At 49.2% G+C, this 12,675-nt stretch carries 8 protein-coding genes and 1 other RNA gene; 1 reads left to right on the top strand and 8 read right to left on the bottom strand.

From position 1 onward, the window contains the following. Window positions 1-93, bottom strand: a 93-nt coding sequence (locus PJF56_RS22250; protein WP_347179470.1) for a helix-turn-helix domain-containing protein, incomplete at its 3' end; no start/stop codon positions are given. 196 nt (window positions 94-289) lie between these two features. After that, window positions 290-1,141: an Npun_R2479 family HD domain-containing metalloprotein gene (locus tag PJF56_RS17900; RefSeq protein ID WP_283764064.1), complete on the bottom strand. Its 852-nt coding sequence runs from the start codon at window positions 1,139-1,141 to the stop codon at window positions 290-292. A gap of 162 nt (window positions 1,142-1,303) precedes the next feature. On the opposite strand from PJF56_RS17900, the gene ssrA reads away from it, so the two are divergent. Next, window positions 1,304-1,693, top strand: a transfer-messenger RNA (tmRNA) gene (ssrA, locus tag PJF56_RS17895). A 61-nt stretch (window positions 1,694-1,754) separates the two neighbouring features. On the opposite strand, the gene PJF56_RS17890 is transcribed toward ssrA, so the two are convergent. From PJF56_RS17890 to PJF56_RS17865, 6 genes are all read right to left on the bottom strand, one after another. Further along, window positions 1,755-2,372 (bottom strand): precorrin-8X methylmutase, encoded by a 618-nt coding sequence (locus PJF56_RS17890; protein WP_283764063.1) that lies wholly within the window; start codon window positions 2,370-2,372, stop codon window positions 1,755-1,757. A gap of 122 nt (window positions 2,373-2,494) precedes the next feature. Next, on the bottom strand, window positions 2,495-3,298 hold the full coding sequence (locus tag PJF56_RS17885; RefSeq protein ID WP_283764062.1) for a TPM domain-containing protein: 804 nt from the start codon (window positions 3,296-3,298) through the stop codon (window positions 2,495-2,497). A 366-nt stretch (window positions 3,299-3,664) separates the two neighbouring features. Then, window positions 3,665-6,337 (bottom strand): EAL domain-containing protein, encoded by a 2,673-nt coding sequence (locus PJF56_RS17880; protein WP_283764061.1) that lies wholly within the window; start codon window positions 6,335-6,337, stop codon window positions 3,665-3,667. Window positions 6,338-6,746: 409 nt separating this feature from the next. Next, window positions 6,747-7,790 carry an S-layer homology domain-containing protein gene (locus tag PJF56_RS17875; RefSeq protein WP_283764060.1) on the bottom strand — a complete coding sequence of 348 codons (1,044 nt, stop codon included), beginning with the start codon at window positions 7,788-7,790 and terminating at the stop codon, window positions 6,747-6,749. A 161-nt stretch (window positions 7,791-7,951) separates the two neighbouring features. Continuing rightward, window positions 7,952-10,756, bottom strand: a complete 2,805-nt coding sequence (locus tag PJF56_RS17870) for a calcium-binding protein (protein WP_283764059.1) — start codon at window positions 10,754-10,756, stop codon at window positions 7,952-7,954. Window positions 10,757-10,891: 135 nt separating this feature from the next. After that, a complete protein-coding gene (locus PJF56_RS17865) occupies window positions 10,892-12,205 on the bottom strand; it encodes a serine/threonine-protein kinase (RefSeq protein WP_283764058.1) in 1,314 nt (437 codons plus the stop codon). Between the last annotated feature and the right edge of the window lie 470 nt (window positions 12,206-12,675).

Genomic DNA, 12,675 nt, shown 5'->3' with positions numbered 1-12,675 from the left:
CCACCACCAACGCGCACATCCAAAATGTTGAGCTAACACTTGAATTTGTTCGTCTGTGGGGTAGAGCCTGACTTTTACTGCTTGTCGTCTCATCTAATTTTCTCCAAGTATCGACCTATTACTATTCTATACAATTTCAGTAAAATGATTGGGGCAATATTTGGCTACTCCTCATATCTCTCCTCTCTCGCCTTGGGGCATGGGTCGGAGATACAATCGTTGCAGCCCGCCTTAGATCCCGCCACTGAATTCGGTACTCCGAATCAGTGGCGGGATCTAAGGCAATTAGTTAAACAATCATCTGTAACGACGGATTCGGCTGATGTTCCACCCGGAACACATTGGCATACAAATTCGCAATCACCTGCTTTCCTTCTTGGGTTAACTCCAAATAACCCAAGGCCTCCTTAATGTAAGGAAAAACTCCATGCCAATAAAACTTAGGATAATTATTGCGTAAATCTTCAGGATGACGATAATTGAGCGCCTTAGCCGCTCCCGTTTCCAAAAACTCATAATACAAAGCACTAATTTTCTGCAAATATCGAGGATCGCTCAACTGGCCAATCAAATCGGCCGCCCGAACCAATCCCGGATAATCACTGGTATTCTGATGATCGCTATCATTGGGAACCGGAAAGCGCGTCAGTTCAATATTACGCTTAATCACATCGGCATCAATTAACTTATGGCCCCCAAACCGTTCCTCAATAAACAACTTGCCCCGGTCTACATGGTAAGGAGTCATCCCCGCATCGGAAGCCCCTGGAGGTAAGGAAACCATCGCCTCATCCTTACCCGTTGCATAGAGACCTTCTTGGTCTTGGCGACAGACTCCGCGCACATAACCAATATCATGGCAGAGCAGGGAAATAATAAAGTGCAGCCAATCTTCACACGATACCCCCCCCTCACGAATATGTCTGCCTCGGATCACCTCTTGACCCACTAAGGTAACCAAAATCGTGTGTTCTACATTATGGTATAGGGCATCACTATTGGCGATATTTTCCAAGGCCATATTGGCTGCCCAACCAATAATATCTTCATAGTCATGTTTCCAGCCTCCATAGGTACGACGATATCCCTGCTTGACTTGATCGACAAAATGGTGAATGAGAATTTCTGTAGTGTTTAACATGATGTCCTTGGTCAGACCCTACTGGAACCCGTATGAATAGAGTTAGACTTTAATTGTAGACCCTAACTGCTCAGATGCCTTCTTGACAAAATTTGGCCGTTTCCCAGTCCATGTGGTTATAATTAGGTTAAGTGTTAAAGATCGGCTATGGCGATCGCCCACGGGGCTGTAATGGTTTCGACGGGATAGTGAAAGCTAATCTGTGATGCAAGCCGAGAGTGAGTCCCCTCTCGTAAATCAAGGCTCAAACTAAATGTAACTGCGAACAACATCGTTCCTTTCGCTCGTAAGGCTGCTGCTGTAGCCTAAATCTAGCCTCAAACAGGCGCGAGCCATCATAGTCCGACTCCGTTAAGGGCTGTGGTGAAAACCCCAACGGATGCTCCCTTGAAAAGTTTCTAGTGTATTTAAGGGTTAAGACTTAACTAGAAATCCCCACCATTCGGGGTCAAGAATGGTTCCCGCCCAGAGGATATAGATGGGATAAGCTTGTGAACGAACAGAGAGTAATAGCTATTGCGGACGGCAGTTCGATTCTGCCCAGCTCCATTTTTAATAAACCCTTTTGTTACACTGCGATACACTGGTATCGCAGTTTCCCCAGGGTTCAGCGCTATACCTCTTGCCCGTAGGCTTGCCAAGCCAAATCTATCAACCCATTCATAATCGCTGAAGCCACCACCGCACTGCCCTTACGGCCCTCAATGCGAATATGGGGAACTTGAGAATCATTCAAACGGCCCTTGGTCACATCCGCTTCCACAAAACCCGCCGGTGCGCCCACAATTAAAGCAGGTTTAATCACTTCCGTCTCCACTAATTCTACTAAGGCAGCTAGAGCCGTTGGCGATTGACCAATCACAAATATGCCTTCTGGATATCGTCGAGCTAAGGTTTCCACCCCCCAAGCCACTTGGGTTTTTTCCTTTTGGGGACGGGTGAGGGTCTCCATGCTGCAATAAACCGGATTGGCAAACGTTTCCTGAATTAATTGGGCAATGCCCACTTGTACCATGGGGACATCGACAACAATGGTGGTTCGGGCGGCTAAAGCGGCTGCGCCAGACTGGAGAGATTGGTCAGAAAATCGGATCAGGGACTTGTACTCAAAATCGGCAGTGGAGTAAATCACCCGACGGACAATTTCGTATTCTGCTGGCGAAAAACTGTGAGAACCAACTTCACGGTCAATGATGCCGAAACTGAGAGCGTCTGTGATGTGCCATTCCATATTTGAGTCGCAAGACAAGGGTCAGGTGGGTGGGTGAGCATTCAGAGGAGTTAAGCGTCGTTTGTTTTAGACTAACCTCTGAATGCTTACGGTATTAGCTTACCAGTTTGGGCCACTCTGGTTTAGGTTTCTGAGATTTCCGATTGGTTGAAGGTGGGAGAGAGATAGGCAACTAAGGCTCCGAGGACAAATCCAATGATGTTGCGAACTAGGGGCAGCCATTCGCTGGTGCGGGAGACAACGGGGCCAATGCCGAAGGCGATAAACAGGATGCCCCACAGGGGAGAGAAGATCAGGGCCCATTGCCAGGCGAAGATTTGCCCATTTTGCCGAGGAATGGCCGCAAAGCCAAAGATGATGCCACCGACGAGGGAGGTGATTAGGGTGAGAATCCATTGTTCTCTGGGTAGTCCGGGGACGACGTTGCATCCGCCTTGGATGAGGCAGGTTTTGATGGATTCAAGAGATTGAATGATGGATTGGTCGGAGCCGTTTTCGCGGACGAAGAATTGGTTACCGTAGCGGGTTTGTAGTTCGATCCAGAAGGTGCGAGGCAGGAGGCTATAGACATCATCGCCAACGCTAAAGTTGAGGATGTTTCCGCCTCTAGCATCGGCGATGAGGAGGACGCTTTTATCGTTGAGTCCCCAGAAGTCTTTGACGGCTCGGCCGGGGGTTTGGTCGAATTGGGTTAAGACTCTGAGTTTCCAGCCGGTTTGTTGTTCAAATTGGGTGAGATCGTCGGCGAGGTTGCTTTCTTGGGTGTCGGTGAGGTTGCGCCCTAGGTCAATGATGGGTGTGGGTGTGTCGGGTAGGAGTTCTGGGTTGTTGTAGGCGTGGGCGGCTGGAGCGATCGCCCAAATCAACAGCGCTAGAATTCCCGCTAAACAGGTTTGCCAATTTGTTTTTTTATGTGTTTTTTTCATCCTTAACCCCTCGTGCAATGGTCAATTGTGGGAATAGCCGAAACTTTTGTGAGATTATCTTAACGAATCTTTACATTTTTGACTAGACTTTCATCTTAGGGAGAAGTGGGGCGATCGTCAATGGTGGGGGATGGAAGGATAGGGGGATAGGGGGATAGGGAGTTTGTCGGTTGGGTTGATGTTGGGTTTCACTTCGTTCAACCCAACCTACTGCCGTGACAACCCTAAAATGGTGGGTTACGGCGGATTGATAGATTGCTGTCAGAGTCTATGTTTTAGCCGCCTAACCCACCCTACGCTAATGCACTATTTTAGCTGTGTCATGGCACTACGGGCTGTGAGAGAGGCGGTTTTTTGCCGTTAGTCTTACCACTGGGGATTTTTAGCTAACAAGGCTGTTGCTCCTGAAGCATCCATCGGTCGAGATAACCAATACCCTTGACCATAATCACAATTGAGTCTTTGAAGTAACTCAAATTGATCGCCGGTTTCGATCCCCTCTGCAACGACGGTCAACCCTAATTTATGGGCTAAAATAATAATGGTTTCAATAATTTCCCAACTTTCATGATCGAAAGTCGTTCTTTGCAAAAATGACTTATCAATTTTTAACGTATTCACAGGCAAATTATGCAAACGAGCTAAGGAAGAATAACCCGTACCAAAATCATCAATACTTAACTGAATGCCTGCCTCTCTCATCGTTCTTAACAAGTCTAGGGCAATTTCTTCATTTTCCATCAATCCACTTTCAGTGATTTCCAACTTTAAATAACGATTATCCAAGTTCATTTCATCGAGTAATTGTTGAATTTGGCTGACGAGATGGGGGTTATGCAACTGCAAACTAGATAAATTCACGACCATAGTCACTTCTAAGCCATGGGGAAACTTACTTTGCCACTCTCGTAACTGATAACAAGCGGTTTGTAAAATCCAATCGCCTAAATCCATTATCAATCCTGTCTCTTCCGCTAAAGGAATAAAATCCACGGGAGAAACCATGCCACGGGTGGGGTGATACCAACGCACTAAGGCTTCAAATCCACTAATTCGCCCCGTATCTAAAGCCACAATGGGTTGATAATAGAGCCGAAAATCGCTTTGCATTTCTAATTCCAATCCCCATTGCTCAGAGGGATAGGTAAACGGTGTTGGAGTAGGATGGCTCTTTCTCATGGAAGCAGACAAGTTTTCCTGTTGTTTTCGAGAGCGATTAATGGCTCGTCGCAGATCTAATTCTAGTTCTAATTTTTGCACTTCTGCGTTGTGGAGATTTTGGTCAAAAACCGCGTAGTGATGACTTTCTTTAACTTTGGCTTGATACATGGCAATTTCGGCATCTCGGAGCATACTTTCTGCCTGGGAATAGATGTTCACCGAAACTTGATCGAAATCCGAATTGACGGCTGACAATGCTACTCCAATAAAAGCGGTCATGGCCGATAAGTTTTCTTCTAGTAAACTCCGGGTTTCGTCTGAGTCTCCAGGGGGGAGTAATCGATCGGAAATACAAGCATGGGAGAGGGTTCGATCGATGGTTTGAGCGATATCGATCGCCTGTCTGGGATAGAATAAAGTATTAACCAAAACAGCGAACGTATCCGTATCCAAGCGAGCGATAGTAAATTCAGTCCCTTTAGAGGCGATCTCAGAAAGGGAAGAGAATTGGGGTGAAGGAGACAACAGGGGCCGAGAGGAATCGGGAGAGATCGCTTCTCTGAGAGCCTCTTCAATGCGATCGCCGATCGCTACCTGCAACTCATTACTCAAGCGATGGCCCGAATCGGGGTTGACCACCTTAGAACGATCCAGATAAATAAAGAACACGGCAAACAACGGCGGCCCAGCCTGTTGACGAGTGCGAGAAAGGGCCCCCTCTAACCGCTCCATAAACAAGGCATAATTGGGTAAACCCGTAGCCGAATCATAAAAAGCTGACTCAAATAACTGCTTTTCCCGTTCCACCAAAATCGCCTTCATCTTCAACCGGTCTTGAAGCGTCACCAATAACAGGGTTAAACCCAACAACATCAAGGGAGATACCACCGGCAAAAGATAATAAAACCGGAAAGCCACATAACAAACCCCTAGCCATACTCCACCCAAACCCACCACCACAATCACTTGTTTGCGGAACGACCAAAACACCACGGTGGCACTCAAGGCGATCGCTCCCCCAAAATAAAGCCAATGTATGCCACCCCAATTCCAAGAGGTTCCCACCCGCTCTAGTCCATTCTGGGATAACAAATTACTGATCACCGCCGCATGAACATGAATGCCATTGGCTGGAGGATTAACATCAAAGGGCGTTAACACAGGATTAAACCCGGTCACATTAGCCCCCACAATCACAATTTTGTTGCGGAAGTTCTCCATCGGCACTCGCCCTTCAATCACATCCAATAACCCATATTGGGGCAAATGCTTCACCGAGCCGGGCCAATTAATCCATAGGGGTTCAGACCCCTGCCGATCCAAGCCCACAGGCTGATTCATCACCTCATGAGCGACTGCTACTCCCAGGGCTGGAATCTGTCGTGATTGGAACGCTACGGTGCGAGTCAATCCATCGGCATCTTGACGACTGACCACATGGCCCATGACTACAGCTTCGGCGGCTAATTCCGGAACCGGCTGCTTCTGATTTCCTTGCCTATCCCAAGCCACCGGTAATGCCACGGGGACTTGACCCATGGCTTGAGCCAACTGCGGATCGTCGGGGGAGCGATCGTGCATTAAAATATCCAAAATTACCATCCGGGGCTGACTGGGGGCCAAACTCTGTAAAAGAGCTGCATAAAGTTGCCGGGAACTCTTGGAGTTTTGTTGATTTTTCAGTGTTGTTTCATCAATGCCCACAATCACCACTTGACTATGCCAACGTTCCTCTCCCCGCAACTGGAACAAGCCTCGATAGGCTAACTGTTCTAATTGATCGATCATCCCTACCCCCTCTAGCCCGATCACGATCAATGCCGCGAGAGTCCCACCAACCCACCGTTGCCATCCCGGAGTTGAAGTTAAGTGATTCATCTGGTGATTGTGATCGTTGAGCATGTTTGGGTTGATTGAGAGCGGTGGATGACCCCTAAGACCCTATCCCTGAGCGATCGCTGATGCCACAGGCTAGGGGCCTGGGAAAGATTCAATAGGTCGGAACTCGAAGGGGAAAAGGTGGGTTTTGCCCCTCAACCCCCTATGTCACAAGCCTCTTCTTCTGTTTAGAGTAACGCGATTTTTTATAGCTAATCGGGATAAAAATTGGCTTAGGGGATTCAGGGATATCTCTTCCCTGATGGTTCTGCCGAGAAATTTGTTGCACAGTCCGCATTTTTGTGAATCTATAGATGCTCCCTGGGGACTGTTGAATTTTGAGCTATAGACGATCTGCGATCCAGAATAGCCTGAGAAGGGAGCAATCTTGTACTGTTATCCCATCAATTTAAGGATTGACTCGATAGGGCGATCGCACTTCGGGAGCTTGATTAATTTGTACCAAGCCTTGATAAACCAGGGCTGCCACTTCTGCACGGGTGGTGGATTGCTGGGGACGCAGTTGCCCAGTTTGAGGATAATTGACCACCATTTGCTGTTGAGTAGCGATCGCCACTTTTTCTAAGGCATAATCAGGGATTTTTTCCCGGTCTTCATAGCCCTCCAACAGTCGATCGACTTCTACCTCTGGCACGTCCCGCAATAAATTTGCCAAACTCACCACAACCTCAACCCTTAAAATCGGCTCTTCTGGGCGAAACAGATCTCCTGGATACCCTCCCATGAGCTGGGGAATGGTCGTAGCTACATATTGAATTGCTCCATGGGCCCAAAAATCTTCGGGTACATCTCGAAAACGGACGCGCTTACGCACCTGGGGTAGATCGAAGGTTTTCTGAAGAACACTGGCAAACTCGGCGCGGGTGACTTTTGCATCGGGGCGGAATGTACCATCGGGGAACCCAGACATCAGGTCACCCTCGACTAGGGGGATGATAAAGGACTTAGCCCAATAGTCGGCCGGAATGTCGGTAAAGGAGGTTTGAGCTGGGGAGGTTTCTGAAGCCGGTCTAAAGCGCATTTGCCCCATTTCCCCATTCTGACGGTAAAACAGATAGAGTTCTCCATTCGGGTTAATCTGGTAGCGCTCTACTTGCCCTAAATGCTCTAGAAATTGGTCTTCTTGTTCGGAGAGGTTGCCGCAAGCTTTGAACGTGCGACCGAAGGACTCAGCCATAGTTAGGCGATCGCCGTCCACTTCGTAGGTAGAAAAATAGCTGTTACATCCCCCAAATCCACTCACTTCACCCTCTTTGAATATCAGGGTAATCGGAGCTTGGGAGAGGGGACGCTCTGTGGTGTCCCCTTCAGTCCAGTCAACCCATTGCCAAGATTGGTTCTCTAGGGATGGGGGGAGTTGGGAAAGATGCAGACTGGGGCTGAGGTTCATCACCATTAAGGCGGCGATCGGCATAAGAGGAAATAGAGACATGATTAGAATTGTTGCATTAAACGCCCTTTGAGCGCTCTGAGATCCTAGGAATACAGAAGATAAGGGACACCAATCAAGATACCCCAACAAAAAAGTAGGGGCAATTCATGAATTGACCCCTACAGGATTAGGATTGAACCGAAACTCTGAGAATGGAGAACCTACACCAGAGCAAAGGACTGACTAAAGTCAACGCTGGCGAATGCGGTTGCACCCACGGCAAACTCTTGACCACCAATAGTGCCACCCACAAACGTGCTGCTCATGACGGAAACATTACCGGTAACGTTAACCTGAATGTCGGCAGTGCTAAAGGTGAGTTGCTCAGGCGCTACACCATTAACGATACCGAGAACAGAGGTTGCGCCATTATTGGTCACTTCGATAATGGTATTGCCATTTTCGACCGTGAACGTGAGGTTGTCGGGAGTGATGCCACCGGTTAAGCCGATGGTGTCGCCTTCGCGGTAGTCTAAAATCAGGTCGGCTTCGGCTGCGGTAGCGGCTGCGGTTCCGGTGCGAAGAACAAAGACATCATTACCTGCGCCACCGATGAGGGTGTCTGTACCTGCATCACCACTGATGACATCATCGCCATCCCCACCGTTGATCAGGTCATTGCCTTGACCGCCAAAGATGTTATCGTTGTCTGCGCCACCGTCGATGGAGTCATTGTCTTGACCGCCGGTAAGTTGATCTTGGCCAGCATCTCCGTTAACGATATCATTGCCGCGATCGCCCGAACCCATATCATTACCATCACCACCACTGACGGAATCATTACCTTGTCCGCCGTAACAAGTATCATCACCTGTACCGCCGTTAACCACATCTTCACCTTGGTTACCATTGGCAGTATCATCACCTGCACCGGCATCAATTTGATCGTTACCGGCTAAACCAAAGATATTATCAGTTCCGGCCGTACCCACAACCACATCATTACCGATACTGACGTTAAACTCAGTGGTAAATTCAACAGAAACATCCGTTCCGGTTGTAGTTGTGGTTGAAGAAGAACTCGGAGGCGCAACCGGGTCAGTCACCGCACCCGAACCCGAACCGGAACCAGACGCTGGGGGTTCAGGGTTGGGGAAGGCCGCCAAAATTTCCGCACTGGTTAAATTAGCGACTTGTTCAACAACACCAGCTCCGCCAGAATTACTGGTAAAGGAGAAGAAGTCTTCAACCACCAAGTCTTTGGTTGCATCAACCTGGCCATCATTATCGAGATCGACCACTAAATTGGTGCCATCGCGTAAAACCTTCGTTCCCGTGGCTGGCGCTGCATCTTCACCTTCCGGAGGTAGAGACAGGGTAACCCCTTCCACCTCGATGGCATCATCCGTACCACCACCATCTTTAATCGTGGTTCCCACAGCATTTTCAGCAGTCAACTTGTAGGTGTCGCTACCACCGCCAGCTTGCAGATTTAAGCCAGCAACCGCACCACCCGTAATCACATCATTGAACTCGGAACCAATTGCCCCTTCAAATCCGCTAATCTGATTCTCGAATTGACCCACAACCGTGATCCCAGTTTCCAGGTTGATTTCCACACCGACAGAGGCTTCCACATAGGAAACAATGTCAATGCCATCGCCACCGGTTAAGGTATCATTCCCTTCTCCACAGGTGAGGGTATCATCTCCTTCGCCACCATCAATATTGTCATTACCTTCTCCACCATTGAGGGCATCGCCGTTCTCGCTACCGGTAATTTTGTCATCACCTTTAGAACCGGTGAATCCTTCAACTCCTTCCATTTGGTTGTTGAGTTGTCCCCCTCCAGCTAGGCTTCCCGTTACTGTGGTTGTGCCTGTGGCAGAAACGTTAATTTCTAAGCCAATATTGATCGAAATGTCTAGCTCGATACTCAGGAAACTGACGATATCAAATCCAGCTCCCCCTTTGATTTCAGTGGTGGTTTCTCCACCAATGAGCAGGTCATCATCAGCGCCGCCGTCCAGCACATCGCCACCGACGAGGGTATCTTTACCATTACCACCGACGAGACTATCGGCTCCTTCTCCACCAACGAGGCTATCTTTGCCGTTACCGCCCACTAGGGTATCACCGCCTTCGCCACCGACGAGGGTATCATTACCATTGTCGCCGACTAGAGAATCATCCCCTTCACCGCCCACGCAGGAGTCATCGCCATTGCCTCCCAGACAGGTGTCATTACCGGCATCGCCCACTAGGGTGTCATCCTGATTTCCGCCGATGAGGGAGTCATCGCCTGCACCCCCTTCGAGGGTATTTTTGCCATTGCCGCCGTCTAGGGTGTCGTTGCCGTCGTTCCCTACACAGGAGTCGTCACCGTCACCCCCAACTAAGGAGTCATCGCCTGCACCCCCAATGAGGGTATCTTTATCTTTTCCACCGTCTAGGGTGTCTTTGCCATCTCCACCGTCTAAGGTGTCTTCGCCATCGCCACCGACGCAGGAATCATCACCCGCACCGCCAGCACAGGAGTCGTTACCGTCTCCACCGAGACAGGTATCGTTACCGTCTCCGCCGTCCATTTCGTCGTCACCGTCAGCACCGGATAAGCCAGAGAGAGCGCCTGATGCGGCTCCGGAACCACCGCCGGAGCCGCCAGAACCGGAGCCGCCAGAACCGGAGCCGCCACCCGAACCAGATTTTTTCGATTTGCCCGATCCACCAATGAGGACATCATTGCCATTTCCCCCATTGATTTGATCGTTTCCTGCACCACCGATGAGGATTTGACCGTTGCTTAAATCGCCGGATACGCTGCCTTCTCCTTTGCTATCAACGGAAATAATGGCTTTCCCAAGAGCAGTGGTGGCGGAAATTTCGAGGGCAAATTCGCCGATTTGTGCATCGCTGAGTTCGCTGACGTTTACCCCAAAGTGGGCTTGCAGTTCAGCTTCGTAGTTGACTTTGACAAAAGTCAGAGCTTCAACGGATAGGGTGGATTCAGCAGTAATGAATGCCATGTTTTTATTCTCCTGATTTTCTTGAGATTGAGTAGGGCTGGGAAATCTAAGTGGGTTGGTGTAAATCGGTAAAAGAACTGAACGTTGTTCACCTCCAATTACCCATTACCCATTACCCATTACTAGCGCATAGCGCTATAGTCCACAGCGCTTAAGTCGCGATCCGAGGTAGGGCCATAAGCGCCCCCGTCTTCCCCAAGTGGGAAGATGGCCCTGGGGAGCGCCGATATCGAAGGTAAGGTTAGCGTAGGCTAACCATGATTGGCCTAGCGATCGCCAACCGACGCGATCGCCGAATTCTTGATAATTTTTGTCTAAAGACCGCCAAATGCGGTTTTGCACGCTAAACCCAAAGTGACCGTTACTATACTGCACCCATAAGCGGTCAATGGTTCGCAGGTCTCTACCGGGGAGGTATTTGACTTCTTCTTCGGTGAGACTGCCTTGGGAGGTACGGTTGCTAATTTCGAGCAAGATTTGCTCGGTTTGGCGATCGGCTTCTTGCCAATTTCCGGCGGCTAGGAGTTGTTCTAAGGCGCTGTAGTCCATGCCTACAGCCGAACTCCACTTACGCTCGCTATCGTTGATCGGGGTGGGGGTTTGCCAAGGGGGAGAAATGAGGGCAAGTCCCAATAGATCGAACCAGTGCTGAATGGACTGGGGCCGGTCTTCGGGTTCGAGGGCCATGCCTGCTAAGATGGCGGCGTTGGTGCGATCGCTAATGACTGGGTTCAGTTCCTGGGGAGGAATGAGGGGATCGCTTTGGTTACGAGCTACGCGGCGATCGCGATTGGTTGCCGATTCTGGCACTTGTTCGGTTAAGAGCGCATAGAGGGTAGCGGCTAAACCATAGACATCGGTGTAAGCGCCCCGAAAGGATTGCCAGTCATACTGTTCTATGGGGGCAAATCCTCGACTCACATAAGCGGTATGACCTTGGACTAAGTTGGGCATAAATTTGCGAGCCATGCCAAAGTCGATCAGTGTGGTTGAGGCTTCACCCTTACGCCGGAGGATATTGAGCGGTTTGATATCCCGATGCAAGAACCCTTGATGATGGACGGTATTGAGAGCGTCTCCAATTTGTTGGATATAGTGTAGGGCTTCGGCTTCGGGTAAGGCTCCTTCCCTATCTACTAGAGTACCGAGATTGGTTCCTTCTATATACTCCAGAACAATACACCACAGGTGGTCTTCTTGGATCAACTCTTCGACCCTGACAATATGGGGATGGGAACATTTGGCAATCCACAGGGCTTCATTGAGAAAGTCTTGCTGACATTTCTCGAAGTTTTTGTGGTTGCGGATTTTGTCATTGAGGGTTTTGATCGCTACATTCTCGCCAGTTTGGGTTTGAGCGAGATAGGTGATCCCAAATCCGCCCTCACCGAGTTGCCTGGCGATCGTATAGTGACCGTCTTGGAGTTGATGTCCCGGTTGCCACACCATAGGGTTTTGTTGTTCGAGATCAACAGCGAGGTTTAATTTAGGCTTTATTTTAAGTCGATTGACCTGTCCGTTCGCGAAGCGATGCGGAGCATTATCTGGAGTGGATAACAAGAGCATAAATCACACTGAATACCAGGGTTCCTGATGGAGAACATTGTTGACCGGATAGGCTATCATCTTGCCTGTTTAGGCGATCGCCCCAATTAGATTAATGGAGCGATCTGGCTCCCTCCCCCTTCAAAGTTCTTGGGCGAGGCTTCTTTTTCAGAACTTCCTCTCACATCCATAGAATTTGACCTAGCCGGTCATCTTCTACAAGACATCACTTGATACAGCGCTTTTCGATGTTATGAGGTACAGTTATCGAAATTTTAAGGGTTGAGTGCCTTCCCATGAAAAGCCTGAAAAATGGGGATTATAGCGTGAAAAATGGTTTTCCCATTACCAATTACCCATTACCCATTACCGCG

The sequence above is a fragment of the Roseofilum halophilum BLCC-M91 genome, assembly GCF_030068445.1.
Classification (GTDB): domain Bacteria; phylum Cyanobacteriota; class Cyanobacteriia; order Cyanobacteriales; family Desertifilaceae; genus Roseofilum; species Roseofilum halophilum.
The sequence above is the reverse complement of the archived record's forward strand: the minus strand, read 5'-3'. Positions and strand labels throughout refer to the sequence as shown.